Here is a 17,211-nt window from a genome sequence, read left to right on the forward strand (position 1 = left end):
CTGGGCGAGGTGCGCGGGGCAATTACGATTGCGCCGCGCCGCTGTCGGGGGTGGCCCACTCAAACGAGCTGTTCTGCTCGATTTCCTCGATGGTGGTCAGCCCGAGGAGCACCTTCTTGAGGCCGTCGTAGCGCAGCGGTTTGTAGCCGACCTTGGCCGCGGCGCGGGTGATTTCCTGCACGCTGCGACCTTCGCTGATCATGGTGCGGATCTCGTCGGTGATCAGCACGAGTTCATGAAACGCGATGCGGCCCTTGTATCCGGTGTGGCGGCACGCCGGACAGCCGCGGCCGCGGAAGAACGGCACCTCCGGGAGGTCCTCGTCGTGGAAGTACTGCCGCAGGACGTCCTCGGAGGGGTAGTACGCCTCCTTGCAGGCATCGCAGATGCGCGCGGCGAGCCGCTGGGCCAGGACGCCGATGACAGACGGCGCGACCATGTACGGCGCGACACCGATCTCGAGCAGACGGACGATCGCCTGGGGGGCGTTGTTGGTGTGCAGCGTGGCGAGCACGAGGTGTCCGGTGAGGGCCGCCTCCGTCGCGATCTTGGCGGTCTCGAGGTCGCGGATTTCGCCGATCAGGATCACGTCGGGGTCCTGGCGCATGAGGGCGCGCAGCACCGTGGCGAACTTGAGGTCGATGTTGCTGTTGACCTGGCTCTGGGTGACGCCCGGCAGCTGGATTTCGATCGGGTCCTCGATCGTCGAGATGTTGATGTCGGGCGTGTTGATCTCCTGGAGCGCAGCGTAGAGCGTCGTCGTCTTGCCGGAACCGGTCGGACCGGTGACGAAGATGATGCCGTTGGGATTCTGCACCAGCCGCTTGAACGGCTCCAGAATCGGTTTCGAGATCATCATCTTGTCCAGCGTGAGCATCGTCTTGCGGCCGGTGGCAGCGAGGATGCGCACGACGGATTTTTCGCCGTAGGCGCTGGGGATGGTCGAGACGCGGAAGTTCGCCAACTGGCTGCCGACCGCCATCGAGAACCGGCCGTCCTGGGGGAAGCGGGTCTCGGCGATATTCAGGTTGGAGAGAATCTTGATGCGCGAGATGAGCGCGCGATGGAGCTTGCGCGAGTAGGTGAGAATTTCGCGGAGGTTGCCGTCGATGCGATACCGGATGCGCCCCATGGTCTCCTGGGGCTCGACATGAATGTCCGTCGCCCGCTCCCGCATCGCGTAGAAGATGATCTCGTCGAGGATCTGCGCCAACGCGTTGTTTTCGGCGAGGACGGCGAGTTTCTCGCCGGCGATGTCGGGTCGGTCGAACAGGCTGGAGCGCTCGAGTTCCTGCAGGCTCTCCTCGAGGCCCTTCTCGTTGCTGTAGTGGACGGCGATCGCGTCCTCGACTTCCCGCGGCAGCGCGAACACCGGGCTGATGGGGACCTGGGCGATCTGGCTCAGCCGGCGGACCAGCTCGGCATCGGAGGGCGACGCCATGGCCACGGTGAGGACGCCATTGAGCTGGTAGAGACCGATCGCCTTGGCTTTTCGGGCCACCTCCAGGGGCAGGCGTTCAATGGCTTCGTCGGTGATGACCGAAGCGAACGGGTCGACGTAGGCGACGTACATCGAGTCGGCCCAGTACCGGCACGCTTCATCCTTCGCCAGCAGCTTGGCGTCGATGATGGCCTGCACGAGCTGGGGCCCGTCGCCGTGCTTGGCGACGAGGGCGTCGAGTTCGGTGCCGTAGTCGAAATGGGGGAGCGCGCGGACCCGCTCCAGGAAGGCGCTACTTCTTGGGTTTGGCACGGCGGGTGGTCTTGTTCTTGAAGAGTTTTCCAATCTCCTGCTGGTCCAGTTTTTCCATGGCCATGGAACTCGAGTTACGCTCGGCGTCCAACTCGGCCATCAGATCAGCGAGCGAGTATCGCACTTCGGCCACTGGGCCGCGGGGTCTGGGTTTGACGGAGGTCATGGGGTGGATGCGTCGGGAAAGCAGTCGGTGATCGTCTCGCGCAGCGCGTCGACCATCTCGGCCTTGGGGGTGTCTTTGCGGACGTAGTTCGCGGCGCCAAGTTCAAGTGCCTGTTCGACGGTGTGGCGGTTGGCGACGGACGTGAGCATGATCACCACGCAGTCGGGATCGACGGCCATCAGTTGCTCGAGCGCCTTCAGGCCGTCGACCTGGGGCATGTTGACGTCGAGGAGAACCAGCGCGGGATGCTCCCGCTGGAAAACCGTCACCGCCTCGGCGCCGTCCGCCGCCTCGAGAATGGCGGTGATGCCAAGCGAGCGGAGAATGAGGGAAACGTATTTCCGGATGTGGGACTCGTCGTCGACGATGAGGACGCTGCCGGGGAGTTTCATGAGGAGGGGAGAATGACGCGGAACTCGCAGCCGCGTTCGGGGAGATTGTGCGCTTCGATGGTACCGTGGTGGGCTTCGACGATCTTGCGGCAGATCGCCAGGCCGAGCCCGGTGCTCTTCTCGCCGCCGGTGGGACGGACGGAGAGACGGCCGAAATCCTTGAAGAGCTTGTCGCGTTCATCGGCCGGAATCCCCGGCCCCTCGTCGCGGACGGACAGGATGATGCCTTGGGCGTCCGAGGAAACTCTGACGGCCACGGTGACGGTGGCTCCGGGCGGGGAGAACTTCACCGCGTTGGTGAGAAGATTGTCGACGACCTGCTTGATCTTTGCCGGGTCGATCATGGCCACGACTTGCGTGTCGTGGGGTTGGAACACCACGTGCGTCCGTTTTCGGGCGGCCTCCATATTGGTCAGCGCGACGGCCTTGGCCACGACCTCGATCAGGTTGTGTCGTCCCGGGGAGACGTTGAGTTCGCCGGCCTCGATTGTCGCCACATCGAGCAGGTCATTGACCATGTCGAGCATCGAGTGGCTTGCCTCCCGGATGGTCGCGACAAGGTCGAGTTGCTCGGGGTTGAGCGGCCCGACCGTGCCCTCGCCGAGGAACTCGGCCAGCCCCCGAATCGAGGCGAGCGGGTTGCGCAGGTCGTGCGCGGCCATGCCGAGGAAGCGGTTCTTCGCGGAGTTGGCGCGACTCAACTGCTCGACAAGCTGCAGTTGCTCGTCGAGCAACTGCTGGATCTGCAGGTGGGTGCGGATTCGCGCCAGAACTTCGCTGGGGTTGAATGGTTTCGGAAGATAATCGACGCCCCCGGCATTGAAGCCGGCGAGGACATCTTCCGAGTCGTTCTTGGCCGTGATGAAGATCACCGGGGCCGCCTTCTCGCCATACTGCTGCCGCAGCCGGCGGCAGGTTTCGAGTCCATCGATGCCAGGCATCATCACATCCAGCAGCACGAGATTGGGTTGGAACTCGGCGTACGACGTGAGGGCACGTTCTCCGCTGTCGGCATCCGCAATCTCGTAGCCTTCGCGGCGTAGAATCCCGGCGAGGATGCGGATGTTCAGCCGGTCATCATCGGCGATCAGGATCCTGCGGCCCCGAAGGCTGGAGGGAAGGGTTGGATGCGAATCCATCGAAAGCACCCGTTTCTGACCCCGGGGGTCCCGCAGCGCAATGGCAAGTTGGGCGGCTACCACTTACGCCCCAAGGGGCCGCGAAAGGCCTTTCCCCAAGGTAAGGTGGGGCCGCAATCCCGGACCTTACATCACGCGATCGGAATACGTTGATAATTCGGCTTGCCGGCGCTGTTCCGGCCCCAATTGTCTCGCGCCACATCCAACTACGCCCATGGCCAACTCATTTGTGTTCTCCTCGGAATCGGTCGGTGAAGGTCACCCCGACAAAGTCGCCGACTTTATCTCGGACAGCGTCCTTGACGCCTGCCTCGCCCAGGATCCCCGGAGCCGCGTGGCCTGCGAGACCTTGGTGAAGAGCAATCACGTCGTGATTGCCGGTGAGATCACGACCAAGGCGAAGGCCAACTATGAGACCATCGTGCGCGACGCGATTCGCGAGATCGGCTACACGCATGAGGATGACGTCTTTCACGCCGACACGGTCTTTATCACGAACCTTCTGACGAAGCAGTCGCCGGATATCGCCCAGGGCGTCGATGATCGCGCCGCCATCGGCAAGGAGACCGCCGAGCAGGGCGCCGGCGACCAGGGCCTCATGTTCGGGTACGCGTGCAACGAGACGCCCGAGATGATGCCGACCGCGATCATGTTTGCGCACCGGCTCGGTCGTGAACTCACCAAGCTCCGCAAGTCCCGCGTCGTCTCGTGGCTCCGGCCGGATGCCAAGTCCCAGGTTTCGATCCGCTACGAGAACGACCGCCCGGTGAAGGTCGAAAACGTCGTCATCTCGACCCAGCACGCGGCCAACGTCGAGCACGCCGCCATCCGCGACTTCCTCGTCGAGAACGTGATCAAGAAGGTCATCCCGGCCGAGCTGATCGACGCCCAGACCAAGTTCCTGATCAATCCGACCGGCCGCTTCGTGGTTGGCGGGCCGCAGGGCGACTCCGGCCTCACCGGCCGCAAGATCATCGTGGACACCTACGGCGGTTGGGGCCGGCACGGCGGCGGCGCCTTCTCCGGCAAGGATCCGTCGAAGGTCGATCGCTCCGCGGCCTACATGTGCCGGTGGGTGGCGAAGAACATCGTCGCCTCCGGCCTCGCCGACATCTGCGAACTTCAGGTCGCCTATGCGATCGGCTATCCCGAGCCCGTTTCGATCTGGGTCGATGCCATGGGCACTGCCAAGGTCCCCGAGGAGAAGATCTCCGCGGCCGTCCGCGAGGTGTTCAGCTTCAAGCCCGCCGCCATCATCCGCCAGCTCGACCTCCTGCGCCCGATCTATCGCGCGACCACCAACTACGGCCACTTCGGCAAGCCGGATCTCCCGTGGGAGCAGACCAACATGGTCGACGCCCTGCGCGCGGCCGTGAAGTAACCGCTCGTCCGTTCACCCTCAACCCGCACTCTCATGTCTTCCGCCACCTCCGCCCCCACCAAGTCAGAGCACGCTGTCCGCGACATCGGTCTCGCCGACTGGGGCCGCAAGGAGATCGCCATCGCCGAGCACGAAATGCCCGGCCTCATGGCCGTCCGCCGCAAATTCGGTCCGCAAAAGCCGCTCGCCGGCGTCCGCGTCACCGGCTCGCTGCACATGACCATCCAGACCGCCGTGCTCATCGAGACCCTGCGGGAACTGGGCGCCGATGTGCGCTGGGCCTCGTGCAACATCTTCTCCACGCAGGATCACGCCGCCGCCGCGATCGCCGCCGGGGGCACGCCGGTGTTCGCCCACAAGGGCGAGTCGCTCGAGGAGTACTGGGACTTCACCCTCCGCGCGATCAGCTTCCCGGGTGGCAAGGGCCCGCAGTTGGTCGTCGATGACGGCGGCGACGTCACGCTCCTCATCCACAAGGGCTGCGAACTCGAAGAGGGCAGCGACTGGGTCAACACGCCGTCGTCCTCCCATGAGGAGCAGGTCATCAAGAATCTGCTCAAGCGCGTGCACCAGACCGACCCGCTCAAGTGGACGACCCTCGCCAAGGAGTGGCGCGGCGTTTCCGAGGAGACCACCACGGGGGTGCACCGGCTCTACCAGATGATGGAGCAGGGCAAGCTCCGCGTGCCGGCGATCAACGTCAACGACTCGGTCACCAAGTCCAAGTTCGACAATCTCTACGGCTGCCGCGAGTCGCTCGCCGACGGCCTTAAGCGCGCCACCGATGTCATGATCGCGGGCAAGGTCGCCTGCGTCTGCGGCTATGGCGACGTGGGCAAGGGCTGCGCGCACTCGTTGCGTGGGTTCGGCGCCCGCGTGATCGTGACCGAGGTCGATCCGATCAACGCGCTGCAAGCCGCGATGGAAGGCTTCGAGGTCAATACCATCGAGTCGACGCTCGGCACCGCCGATATCTACGTCACCTGCACCGGCAACCGGGACATCATCACCTTGGAGCACATGCAGCAGATGAAGGATCAGGCGATCGTTTGTAACATCGGCCACTTCGATAACGAGATCCAGGTCACCCGCCTCAACGAGTCGGGCGCGAAGCGTGAGAACGTGAAGCCGCAGTACGACCGCTACCTCTTCCCGAGCGGCCGCAGCATCTACGTCCTGGCCGAGGGCCGCCTCGTGAACCTGGGGTGCGCGACGGGCCATCCGTCCTTCGTGATGTCGAACAGCTTCACCAACCAGTGCCTGGCGCAGATGGACCTGTGGAAGAACCGGGGCAAGTACGCGGTTGGCGTGTACCGCCTGCCCAAGCACCTCGACGAGGAAGTCGCCCGGCTGCATCTCGAGAAGATTGGCGTCAAGCTCACCGTCCTCAGCCAGGCCCAGGCCGACTACATCGGCGTGCCGGTCGCGGGCCCGTACAAGCCCGAGCACTACCGGTACTGAGACCGGGCTCGGTCTGCGCTTTCCCCGCGCGCCGCGGCGGTTCAACCGTGCGGCGCGCGTTCCGTGCCCAGGGAAAACGGCGCGGCGCTCTGGCCGCGCTCGTACTGCGCCAGGATCGAGAAGTGGAACGTCGTGCCGCGGCCGACTTCGCTCTCCACCGAAATCGTGCCGCCCATCAGCTCGCACAGCCGTTTCGAAATGATCAGCCCGAGGCCGGTGCCGCCGCGCCGCCGGTCCGACGACGTGTCGACCTGACTGAACGGCTTGAAAAGGTGCGATAGTTTCTCGGCGGGAATGCCCACACCGGTGTCGGTCACGGCGAAGTAGAGGCGCAGCGGCCGCTGCCTGGCGCCGTTCGCGCCGGGTTCGACGCGTCCGCAGGACACGCGGAGCTCGATCCCGCCGCACTCGGTGAACTTCAGCGCGTTGCCGATAACGTTGTTCAGCACCTGGCGCAGCCGGGCCTCGTCGGAGGTCACGACCTGCGGCACGTCCGGGTGAATGTGAGCGCTCATCGTCAGCGCGGCCGCCCGGGCCTTCGGGAGGAAAAATGCCATCGTGTCCTCGATGCAGTGGTGCAGCGCGAACGGCGCGTGCTCGATGTCGAGCCGGCCGGCCTCGATCTTCGACAGGTCGAGGATGTCGGAGATCAGCTTCTCCAACGCCAGGGCGCTGGACTTGATGATCGCGACCTGCTCCCGCTGGTCCTCATTCAGCGGCGTGTCCGCGAGCGTCTGCGCGAATCCGAGCACCCCGTTGATCGGCGTGCGGATCTCGTGGCTGACGATGGCCAGAAACTCGCTCTTCGCGCGGTCCGCCGCCTCGGCCGCTTCCTTGGCCTTCATGGCTGCGGCCTCGGCCTCCTTGCGCGCGGTGAAATCATGCCCCACGGCCTGGTACTCGAGCAGGCGTCCGTCGCGGTCGTGGATCGGCCGCACGGTCCAATGCAGCCAGTGCTTGGTGCCGTCGGCGTACTGGACCTCATGTTCCTGGACCGGAGCCTGCCCTTCGACCGCCTCCAGCGGGGCGAGGTGCACGAACCGCTGTCCGATCAATTCGGCGCGCTTCCGGCCCACGGCCTCGGCGTACGCGCGGTTGGCAAAGGTGAGGGTGCCTTCCGGGCGGTAGCGGCAGATGAGATCAACCTGGTCCTCCACGATTCCGCGGTAGCTGGCCTCGCTTTGCTGCAACGCCTGGGCCATGCGCTCGATATTCCGGGCCAGGCCAATGATGTCATCGTGATCCGTCGTGTCATCCGGCGCCGTGGGGATGGTCTTGCGCAGGTGCTTGAGGCGCGCCTGCAGCGTCTGATCCCAAACGTAGCCGGCGAGGACAAGCAGCACGCAGCCGATGATCGAGAGGCTCAGGACATAGTAGCGCGTGCCGAGCCGCTCCCGCATGTCGTCGTCCAGGACGATGGCGATGAGCGATGCCACCAGCGTCGCCGCGAGCGCCATGATGAAGATCGTCTTCCGCTTGGGATAATCGACCATTGGGGCAGGGCGGAGGTTTGCCGCTCCGCTCCTTGAAAGTCTAACCGAAAAAGCGTCAGTTTCGGTCCGGCGCCGGCCCGCCGGCCTGGATCAGCCAGCGCCGCGGAGGCACGCCGAAGCGGTTGCGAAAAAGCCGGTAAAAATGCGAGAGGTCGTTGTAGCCGCTCGCGAGCATCACGCCGGCGACCGAGGTCCCGCCGGCCCGCAGCAGCCGCGCGGCATGCGCCAGCCGGTGTGCGTTGAGAAACTCCCAGAAGGTTCGGCCTGTCGCCGCGCGAAACAAGGCGGTGAACCGCCGCCGCGAGAGCCCCGCGCGCGTCGCCGCCCGGTCCAAGTCCCACGCCTCGAAGAACGTCTCCTCGATCTCGCGCGCGACCCCGCTCACGCGTTGGTCCGCCGGCGAATCGTCGCCCGCCCTCGGCAGCCGCGAAAGCAGGACCAGCACCTGCGCGGCGTGGGCGCGGAGCGCCACCCCGGCGCCGAGCCGCGCCGTCGCTTGCTCGGCCATGCCTCGTCGCCAGAGCGCTTCCAGGGTCTGGCGCGTCGGACGGCTGAGTCGCAGCACGAGCGGTGGTTGTTGGCTCAGCGCGCCCCAAAGCTCCGCGATCCCGGGATCCTCCTTCACGAAGCGTCGGCCAAGCCCGAGCAGGAGCAGCACCGCCGGCTCGATGTCGACCAGGCAATGGCGTGTCCCGGCGGGTACGATCAGCAGGGCCCCGGCCGGCACCACCAGCGGCTGTTCCTGCCCGCGCCAGTGACACCCGATGCGTCCTGCGTACACGTAGACGAGCTTGTGCGCGGCGTCCGCCCGTTCCGCCATCTGGAAGTTGGTGGCATGCGCGCTTTCCGCAAAGCGCACGCCGTCGGGGGGGAGGGGCAGGGGAATGGGGCGGGAGACACGCACGCGACCGCGATGGATTGCCCAATCGGCCAATCGGTCAAGCCTCGGCTCCCCGGTCCCGGGAACCGGCGTCCGGAGCGCGACGCCGCTCCGCGCCGGCTGCTACCGGTTGAGCAGGCCTCCTGCCATCGCCTGCAGGATCAACGTCCAAAGCTCCTTCGCGTCCGGCTTTGCGGGCGTGCCTTTGACGGCGAATTGCCGCGAGAGCGGGTAGAACCCTTGCGCGTCCGGTTGACCGCCGAGCAGCCCTGCCCGGTTCAGCAGGTACGCCATGTTGTCCTTGCCGGCGAGGGCCAGCGTCACCTGCAGCGGCTGGTTTTGGATCGGTGTGCCCGCCTGGTAGGTGATTGCGCCGTTGCCGGTGATCCGCGTGTCCGGTGACAGGAATTCGAGCTGGCTGATCTTGAGGTTGAGGTCCGTGCCGCGCTCGATGCGCATGCTGAAACGGTCGAACGGCAGCTCCGCCAGCTTCTTCGTCAACTCGGCGACAGCCACCGTGCCTTCGGACGACTTCACCGCGCCAAGCACGCCGAGCAGCGTGGACCCAAGATTGACGGCATCGCCACCTTTGCGGGCCAGCGCGCGAAGCACGCCTTTCGAACCGCTGAGGTCGAATACGCCATTGGCGTTCTGGGCGAGGTCGGAGATCGTCGCACCCTGGCCGTTGAGCTTGGCCTCGATGGTCACGCTGGTCTCGATCTGCGGCTTTTCGTCTGGTGCGGCGGCGCGCAGGAATTCGCCGAGGTTGAATTGGGTGACGTTGGCCGAACCCGTCAGCGCGTACGGCTTGGGTTGCTGGGCGTTGAACGTCACGGTCGCGGCCATCCGGAACGGATTTTCCTTCAGCTTTCCCTCAAACCCAGTGAGCGCCAGTTCGCCCGGCGACGCCGCAAGCGTGCCGTGCACGCCGGAGATCGTGTAGTCGCGACCGTACGCAATCTGCTTCAGGTCGACTTCGATCCGGCCGCCAAACGCGTTCCAGAACGGCGTGGCATCGCGCGTCGGGACCGGTGTCCCCACCGGATTGCCCGTCGCCGGGCGCGTGGGCGCGGGTACCGGAGCCGCGACCGGCGTCGCGGAGGTCTTTGGCGCCAGGGCGGCGAGGGTCTGCAGGTCATCGAGGACGAGTCGCTCGCTGGTAACGCGGCCGTCGAAGGCCACCCGATCCGCCGTCCGCGTCAGCTTTCCGTCCACCAGCAGGTCCGACTTGCGCTGGCCATTGGTCAAAGTGAACGGCATGCGCAGGACGCTCGAGCCGTCGGGCTGGACCGTCGCCGTCAGTTTCAGATCCGCATCGCCAAGGGGGGGGCCGCCCTGTTGCGCGAGGAGGTTGCGGACGGTGGCGCTGACGTCCGCTCGCACCGTGTTGGCCACCGTCGCGTCGAAGGCCACCTCGAGGTTGCCTCGGTTCAGAGTCATCGCGGACGCGCCGAGCGGCTGCTGGGTCAGCGCGGCGAGGTCCGCGTGAACCGCTCCTTTCGCCGACACCGCAAGCTTGGGGCTGAGCTGCGCCTCGCCCTGACTCGTGATGGTCAGGAGGGAGGCCGTGCGGCTGCGGGCCTCAAACCGGCGGATCTCGTACTGGATCTTTCTCCCGACGAGGTGCAACGACAGGTCGGCGGCCAAGTCGACGTCGCGCAGCATCGGCTGCTGGTTCAACGTCACGGAAATTGCGTGCAATTGCACAGGCTCGGCGGTGGTCACGGCCACGTCCATCCCCGGGCGCAGGGTCATGGCAAATACGCCGGCGGACACCTCGCCGCCCAGTTTGCCTCCTGGGAGCAGCGTCTCCGCCCAGGTGAGCGGGAGCTGCCCCAGTTCCAGGCGCAGGGCCTCCGCGTCCGGTTTCTCCGGTGCAAAGGTGAAGTCGTCCAGGGCGCAGGCGATCGGTTGCAGCAGGCGAACGTCCGCGAGCTTTCGGCCATCGGCAGCCGTGGCGGCGAGGTTGAGCCGGTCCAACCGCAAGCGGCGATCGGCAATTCCTGCCGCGAAGGCGGCCTGCACGCGAAGCTGCCGCGCCGGGGCGAGCTGGGCGGAAACTCTCTCGAGCTGGGAGATCTCGCTGCGGAACTCGCCGTCCGCGGCGGCCGTGCCGGCATCGGGCCGCGCGGAGAACTTGCCTGATCCTTCGGCGGCGATCTCGGGCAGGCCCAGTCCGGTCAGCAGGGCGCTGAGCTGCTCGGTGCGCACGCTCACCTTCCACGCGCCGCTCAGCTCGTGCGTGCTCGCGGCATACTGCCCCGCGAGGGTGACGAGTGGGGTGGTGGTGGCGCCTTGCAGGAGTGAAATGTTCGCCGCGTAACCTTCATCGCCGCCGAGCGTGGGCTGTTCCGCTTTCGCTTCGAATTTGATGCGGTCGGTCGGGAGCTTCGGGCCCTTGGCCGTGCCGAGGGCGTTCAGCTCAATCAAGTCGATGCGCCGCTCGGTGGTGAGGTGAAGGTGGGCCGTGCCGCTGAGCTGGGCCGCATTGAGGGCCGCGCCCGGGGTGGTATTGGCCAGATCCACCGTCCAGTCGATGGTGCCGCGCTTGCCGTTGCTGATGTCACTTCCGCGCACGTCGAACTGGGCCGTCATGCCGTCGGGCAGGAGGACGCGTCCGGGCACGGCGAAGCGGGCAATTTGAAGATCCACCGGCAGCTCGAGCTGGTTCAGGACACCGCGGAACGCGTCGCGGTCGCCGGCGGCGCGGCTGGCAGGGGCGGGGACCGGCGAGTTCGGGCGCGGGGCGGGTTGGGCCGAGGCCGCGGCGGCGCTGGCCGGCGCGGCGGTCATCCCGCGGGCATCGATTTCGAGCCCTTCGACCGTGAGGTCGTGCACGGTGACGCGGCGATGGGTGACGAAGTCCCACGCTGAGTACTTGGCTACGACGCGCGCGGCGCGGACCACCAGGCCATCCTTCTCCCAAAGGACGCCGTCAATCGCAGCTGACGACGTGCCGGCGGCAACCCGCGCGAGTTCGGTGCGGGTTCCGGGCTGGCCGCCGAGGGCCTTGCGTGCGGCCCACGTCTGGATCGGGGGCAGGAGGGCAAGCGCGACCAGCACCCCGATCAAGACCAGGGCGGAAATCAAAACGATGGCAGTTACTCGCAACGCTTTCATGGCAATGGCTCCTTCCCAAAAGCAACGTGGTACCTGAATGGCGACGTTTGTTCGGGTACGCCACTGACGAACAACGATCCGAAAAGTTCCGATGACCTGTACCGGCAAATCCGCCGCCGTCGATTGGGACGGCGCCGAGGAGGCGGTCCCAGGTGACGAGGGTCTATCGGCGGATGGGCTACATCATCACCATCGTCGTCCTGCTGATTGTCCTCCCGTTGCTCTTTCTCGTGCTCAGCCGACGCGGCATGCGCGGAGGCGGTATCGGGTCACCGGATCACGGCGTCACGCCCGACCGGCCGTATTCCGACGAGCCAACCCCACGTCCCGGACCGGGGGTCGACCGGCGGATTCCGCCGAGCTGAACATCGCCATCCGCTGGGGTGTGGCCCGCGGGTGCCGGCAACGCGTGGGCTTTCCCTCCTGAGGCTTTCGGCGCCTGGCCGTTGCGCGCCTACGCTTGGTCGACGAACACGACGACGCCGGTGGCATTGTCCGGACCACCGCGGGTGACCGCCTGGGACACGATCTGTCGGAGGACCAGATCGGGAGCATCGAACTCCTGGAGAAAATCCGCGAGTTCCTCGTCCGAAATCATCCGGGTGACGCCGTCGGTGCAGAACAGGAAACGGTCGCCGGCCTGCAGGGAATGGTTGATCAGGTCGATCTCAAGGAGCGTCGGCTGGCCCACGCAGCGGGTCAGCGCCTGGCGGTTGATCTCGTGGTAGAAGACAACCTCGCCCCGCGCGCGCCGCAGCCGGGCCTCGTTCTCGACGGAATGATCCTCGGTCAGGCGGCGAAACTCGCCGCGGTGCGCAAGGTAGCAGCGCGAGTCGCCCACGTGCGCCAGCCGCATCTGCGCTCCGCGGATGCAGCCGACGGTGAGGGTGGTACCGATACCCATGGCCGGACTGAGCTGGACGCCCAGTCGACCCACCGCGGTATTGGCCCGGCGAACAATCGTGGCCAGATCAGGTTCCGCCCCGGGCGCGAGCTGGGCAAAGGCCGCCTGCACTTCCCCGATCGCGAGCTCCGCGGCTTCGCCGCCGCCGGGCAGACCGCCGACGCCGTCAGCCACGCCAAAGAGCAGCGCGTTCTCGTCACACACCAGCCGGTCCTCGTTCTCGCGGCGAACGCGACCGATGTCTGAGAGCGCGGCGGCACGAATCGATGGCATGGAAGGCGCGGACGCTACCGGGGCGGCTGGTCAGGCGAAAGGAAGAAATTGGTCCTCGCGGGTGGCCCGGGTGAGGCGGGTGAACTCCGGCCGGGGCAGGGAGTCGATGAACAGCCGGCCATAGCTCTTCGCCAGCACCCGCGAGTCGAGAATCGTGATCAGTCCGCGGTCGGTTGCCGTGCGAATGAGGCGGCCGACGCCCTGCCGGAACTTCATCAACGCATCCGGCAAGGTGAGCTCATTGAAGGGGCTGCCGCCGCGGGCGCGGATGAAATCGCAGCGCGCTTCCGTGATCGGGTGGGTGGGCGGATCGAAAGGCAGCCGCGTGATGATGACCTGCGCCAGCGCGTCGCCGGGCACGTCGACCCCGGTCCAGAAGCTGTCGGTGCCGAAGAGCACGGCGTTGCCGAGCTGGCGCATCTGCCGGGTGAGCTCCGTGCGCGACAGCTCGCCGCCCTGCAGCAGGAAGGGGCGGCCTGCCGCCCGGTACTCGGGTTCGAGATCCGCCGCGATCGCCCGCATGTCGCTGTAGCTCGTGAACAACACGAGCGTGCCCCCGGTGACGCGCCCCGTGCTGAATCGGATGTAGTCCCTCAGCGTATCGAGAGCCAGGCGCGCCTCCTGCGGCGAGGGCAGGGGGACGTCGGCCGCGACGTACACGCGCATGTTGCGGTCGAAATCGAACGGGGACCGGACGATCACCGCCTCCGCGTGGTCCGCGCCGATCCGCGCGGCAAAGGGCTCGATCTGGCCGCCCATCGCGAGGGTGGCGCTCGCGCAGATCACGCTCGTCCCGCAGCCGAAGAGATGTCGCCGCAGCTCGGGCGCGACGTCGATCGGCGCACTGCGCAGCGTCACAATCGTCTGCTGCCGCCCGCTGCGCTCCGCCCAGTAGACATGCCCCTTGTCGCCCAGCGTGAGCCACTCGTTCACCGTGGCCTGCAGGCCCTTTACGCGCTGCACCTGTTCGAGGAGTTCGTCACGCTCGCGGCCGTCCTCGAGCCGGTCTGCCGCCTTGTGCAACTGGCGGTGCAGCGCGCCGAGCGGGCCGTCGAGCGTCGCTTCGGCCACGCCTTCCTCGCGGACGCGGACGATCGCCCGTTGCGCGAGCAGGGTGTTGCCGAGGAAGCCGAAGAACTGCTTCGAGGCGTCGAGCGCGTCGATGACCAGCTGCTGCATGCCCGCGTCGCCATGCTTGCGCAGCAGACCGCGACTCGTGCGGGGATTGAAGAGGTACTTCAGCGCGCGATCCACGCCGTAGCTCGAGAGCGACAGCCCGAAGTTGTCGGTGGCGACGTCGGGCACCGTGTGCGCCTCGTCGAGGATGACGAAGTCGTCGGCGAACAGCACGCCCCTGGCATCGGCGTCGGCGCCGTGCGCGCGCGCCCCGCCGGCGTTGATCAGGGCGAACAGGAGCGCGTGGTTGACGATGATGACGTGCGCTGACCGCAGGCGCGCGCGGGCCCGCTGATAGAAGCACTTGTTGCAGTCGCAGTGCTTGCGCGAGCAGGACGACGAATCGGCGTTGACGAGATCCCAAATCTCCGGCCGCGGCGGCGGCTTCAACTCGTGCCGCAGGCCGGTGGCCGAGCCTTCCGCCCATTTCGCAATCCGCTGCAACTCGTCGAAGTCGGCATCCGCGAAGAGCGTCGTGCGTTCCGCGAGGGCGTGCCCCAGCCGCGTTGTGCAGAGGTAGTTCGACTTGCCGACCAGCACCGTCGCGCGGAAGTCGACGTACGGCTGGAGCGAAGGGTCGGATTGAAAAAGCCGCCGGCACTTGGGCAGGTCGCTGGTCTCAAGCTGCTCCTGCAGCGAGATCGTGTGGGTCGACACGATCATCTGCCGCTTCTGGTCCATCGCGTGGATGATCCCGGGCACCAGGTAGGCGAGCGATTTGCCGACGCCGGTGCCGGCCTCGAATAGCAGTGGCTGGTCGTCGCGCATCGCGGCGGCCACGGCATTGGCCATCTGCTCCTGCTGCGGCCGGTGCTCCAGCTGGAGCGCACGCTGGAGGATGCCGCCCTCCGCAAACACGTCCGCGGCCAGCGCGGGCGCGCGGCTGAGCGGCGGCGGCGGGCCTTCCGAATCGTCCCGTAGTCCGATCATGGGCAACTTGCCGCCGCGGCGCGGCCGCGGGACCGGCCGGGCCGAAGCTGCCGCTGGAGGAAGGTGAAGCGCAGAGTGATCACGGGAGCCGGAAACCGTGGCCGGGAGTTTCCCGCATTTCAACCGGAAGAATCTCCCGGGCCGGTGCTGGCGCAAAAGGACAGCCGACTGACGCATTTGGCCTCTGGTCCGCAACGCCCGCGTGCGCCTAGCGTGCCACCATCGGGACGCGGGTGCCGTCCCGGCCATTCACCCCATTTCCACCATGAAAACCTCCGCACTGGTCGCGACCTGTCTCACTGCCCTCGTCACCCTCCTGGGTGTTTCGTCCGCCCGTGCGGCCGAGCCCTTCCGGCTTCGGGTCCTCACGTACAACATCAAGAACTGCAAGGGCAACGATGGCGTCGTCGATGTCGCCCGCGTGGCGGCGGTCATCAAGCAGGCGCAACCCGATGTCGTGCTGCTGCAGGAGGTGGACAAGGGTGTGGCGCGCTCGAAGTGGGTCGACCAGCCCGCGGAACTCGGGCGGCTCACGGGGCTGAAGTCCGGTTTCGCGCGGCTGAAGAAGTGGGGCGACGGCGACTACGGCAACGCGATGCTCTCACGGTTCCCCGCGAAGGGCGTGAAGGGCGTCCGGACGCTGCTCGGACCCGATGCGCTGACGCCGTCGGTGATCGGTTTCGAGATTCGTCCCGGTGCCGGAGTCCCACCCATCTTTGTGATTGGCGCGCACCTTAATGTGGAACACGCCGACCTGCGGCTGGCCCAGGCGCAGGAACTGACCAATTTTGCGGTCCAGCGGGGAGGCTTGGTGATCCTGGGCGGTGATATGAATGCGAAGCCCGGCAGTCCCCCCATCGCGCTGTTGCGCTCCGCCTGGACTGATGCCACGGCGGCGGGCGAGGCGCCGACGTTTCCCGCGACCAAGCCGCGGATAAAGATCGACTACATCTTCTGCCGGCCGGCGGACGCGTGGCGCGTGGTCGAAACGCGCGTGATCGAGGAGCCGATGGCGGCGGATCACTGCCCGGTGCTCGTGGTGCTGGAGTACCGAGGAGAACCGGCAAAGGCGGAGTGACGGGGGCCTTGGTCCGTCGGGCGCCGGAGGTGCGACCTTACTTCTTCGCCGCCGGCGGCGGCATCACGGCCGGCATGGACACCCGCATCGCGGCGGGCCATTGCGCGGCCACGGTCTGCTTTCCCTTCAGGTGCAGGTCGAGAAAGTCGCGGCGTGCCTGCTCGATGTCGGGGCCGGCGATGCCCGGGCCGTGCAGGGCGCCGTTCACGAGGGTGAAGCGGACGGGCACGCCGGCCTGGCGGAGCGCGGCGAACAGGAGTTCGCTCTGGTGCACGGGCACGATCGGATCGTGGTCTCCGTGCTCGATCAGGAAGGGTGTGTCTCCGGGGGAGACATACGCGATCGGGTTGGCGCGCTGCACCTTGGCGGCGTTGGCCGGCTCGTTGATGGGGCCGCCAATGAGGGCCGCGGGCGCGGCGGCATCCTTCGGGTCCGGCGGGGGCCGGGCCGGGTCCGCTTTCCAGACGGCCTCGAGTTGGGCGAAATCGGTCGGGCCATAATCATCGATGACGGCCTGCACGCGACTGGAGAATCCGCGGTTTGGGCCCATGTCGAAGTCGGAAACGTCGCCGGTGGTCCCGAGCAGCGCCACGAGGTGGCCGCCCGCCGAACTGCCCCAGGCGGCGATGTGGCCGGCGTCGAGCCGGTACTCCTTCGCATGGGCGCAGAGCCAGCGAATCGCCGCCTTGCAGTCCTCGAGTTGCGCCGGGAAGAGCGCGTGCTGGCTCAGGCGGTAGTTGATGCTGGCCACCGCGTAGCCCTGTTCGACGAACCCGCGGCGGAGCGGCAGGCAACTGCGTTTGTCGCCGGTCCGCCACGCGCCGCCGTGCACCCAGACGATCACGGGGAACGGGCCGTCACCGTTGGCGGGCAGGTAAAGATCGAGCGCCTGCCGCACGTGACCGCCTTCGACGTAGGCCAGGTCGCGCACAGCCTTGATGCTGTCCGGCAGCGGGGCGGGTTGGGTCTGGGCCGGGGCGGCGAAGGGCAGGAGCGTTAGTCCGGCCGCGAGCAGCGCGCCGCGCAGGAGATGCCGTGGTGTCATGGAAAGAGGCGAGGGCGCCA

14 protein-coding genes are annotated in these 17,211 nt (G+C 66.9%); 4 read left to right on the forward strand and 10 right to left on the reverse strand.

The window, feature by feature from the left end; genetic code table 11:
* Window positions 1-22: 22 nt before the first annotated feature.
* From DB354_RS10780 to DB354_RS10795, 4 genes are read right to left on the reverse strand one after another with little or no spacing between them, the layout of a single operon-like run.
* Window positions 23-1,753 (reverse strand): GspE/PulE family protein, encoded by a 1,731-nt coding sequence (locus DB354_RS10780; RefSeq protein WP_107835639.1) that lies wholly within the window; start codon window positions 1,751-1,753, stop codon window positions 23-25.
* Entirely contained in the window at window positions 1,734-1,919 is a 186-nt protein-coding gene (locus tag DB354_RS10785) for a hypothetical protein (RefSeq protein WP_107835640.1), read from the reverse strand. The genes DB354_RS10780 and DB354_RS10785 overlap by 20 nt, the downstream gene beginning before the upstream one ends.
* A complete protein-coding gene (locus DB354_RS10790) occupies window positions 1,916-2,311 on the reverse strand; it encodes a response regulator transcription factor (protein WP_107835641.1) in 396 nt (131 codons plus the stop codon). The genes DB354_RS10785 and DB354_RS10790 overlap by 4 nt, the downstream gene beginning before the upstream one ends.
* Window positions 2,308-3,450 carry a hybrid sensor histidine kinase/response regulator gene (locus tag DB354_RS10795; RefSeq protein WP_107835642.1) on the reverse strand — a complete coding sequence of 381 codons (1,143 nt, stop codon included), beginning with the start codon at window positions 3,448-3,450 and terminating at the stop codon, window positions 2,308-2,310. The genes DB354_RS10790 and DB354_RS10795 overlap by 4 nt, the downstream gene beginning before the upstream one ends.
* A gap of 214 nt (window positions 3,451-3,664) precedes the next feature.
* On the opposite strand from DB354_RS10795, the gene metK reads away from it, so the two are divergent.
* Both metK and ahcY read left to right on the forward strand, forming a co-directional pair.
* Window positions 3,665-4,831, forward strand: coding sequence for a methionine adenosyltransferase (gene metK / locus DB354_RS10800; protein WP_107835643.1), 1,167 nt, complete (start codon window positions 3,665-3,667; stop codon window positions 4,829-4,831).
* 33 nt (window positions 4,832-4,864) lie between these two features.
* Window positions 4,865-6,292, forward strand: a complete 1,428-nt coding sequence (gene ahcY / locus DB354_RS10805; protein ID WP_107835644.1) for an adenosylhomocysteinase — start codon at window positions 4,865-4,867, stop codon at window positions 6,290-6,292.
* 41 nt (window positions 6,293-6,333) lie between these two features.
* On the opposite strand, the gene DB354_RS10810 is transcribed toward ahcY, so the two are convergent.
* From DB354_RS10810 to DB354_RS10820, 3 genes are all read right to left on the reverse strand, one after another.
* Window positions 6,334-7,785 (reverse strand): ATP-binding protein, encoded by a 1,452-nt coding sequence (locus DB354_RS10810; RefSeq protein WP_107835645.1) that lies wholly within the window; start codon window positions 7,783-7,785, stop codon window positions 6,334-6,336.
* 55 nt (window positions 7,786-7,840) lie between these two features.
* Window positions 7,841-8,644, reverse strand: coding sequence for an AraC family transcriptional regulator (locus DB354_RS10815; RefSeq protein ID WP_107835646.1), 804 nt, complete (start codon window positions 8,642-8,644; stop codon window positions 7,841-7,843).
* A 144-nt stretch (window positions 8,645-8,788) separates the two neighbouring features.
* On the reverse strand, window positions 8,789-11,785 hold the full coding sequence (locus tag DB354_RS10820) for a hypothetical protein (RefSeq protein ID WP_146180192.1): 2,997 nt from the start codon (window positions 11,783-11,785) through the stop codon (window positions 8,789-8,791).
* Window positions 11,786-11,958: 173 nt separating this feature from the next.
* On the opposite strand from DB354_RS10820, the gene DB354_RS10825 reads away from it, so the two are divergent.
* Window positions 11,959-12,150 carry a hypothetical protein gene (locus DB354_RS10825; protein ID WP_107835648.1) on the forward strand — a complete coding sequence of 64 codons (192 nt, stop codon included), beginning with the start codon at window positions 11,959-11,961 and terminating at the stop codon, window positions 12,148-12,150.
* An 89-nt stretch (window positions 12,151-12,239) separates the two neighbouring features.
* Here DB354_RS10825 and DB354_RS10830 read toward each other — a convergent pair whose 3' ends face one another.
* Both DB354_RS10830 and DB354_RS10835 read right to left on the reverse strand, forming a co-directional pair.
* On the reverse strand, window positions 12,240-12,962 hold the full coding sequence (locus DB354_RS10830) for a PP2C family serine/threonine-protein phosphatase (protein WP_107835649.1): 723 nt from the start codon (window positions 12,960-12,962) through the stop codon (window positions 12,240-12,242).
* Window positions 12,963-12,992: 30 nt separating this feature from the next.
* The gene (locus DB354_RS10835; protein ID WP_107835650.1) at window positions 12,993-15,068 is read right to left on the reverse strand and encodes a helicase C-terminal domain-containing protein; all 2,076 of its coding nucleotides are present in this window, start codon (window positions 15,066-15,068) and stop codon (window positions 12,993-12,995) included.
* 265 nt (window positions 15,069-15,333) lie between these two features.
* On the opposite strand from DB354_RS10835, the gene DB354_RS10840 reads away from it, so the two are divergent.
* Entirely contained in the window at window positions 15,334-16,146 is an 813-nt protein-coding gene (locus DB354_RS10840) for an endonuclease/exonuclease/phosphatase family protein (RefSeq protein ID WP_107835651.1), read from the forward strand.
* Window positions 16,147-16,183: 37 nt separating this feature from the next.
* Here DB354_RS10840 and DB354_RS10845 read toward each other — a convergent pair whose 3' ends face one another.
* Window positions 16,184-17,191: an alpha/beta hydrolase gene (locus DB354_RS10845; protein WP_107835652.1), complete on the reverse strand. Its 1,008-nt coding sequence runs from the start codon at window positions 17,189-17,191 to the stop codon at window positions 16,184-16,186.
* Window positions 17,192-17,211 lie beyond the last annotated feature (20 nt).

Source organism: Opitutus sp. ER46, assembly GCF_003054705.1.
Taxonomy (GTDB): Bacteria; Verrucomicrobiota; Verrucomicrobiia; order Opitutales; family Opitutaceae; genus ER46.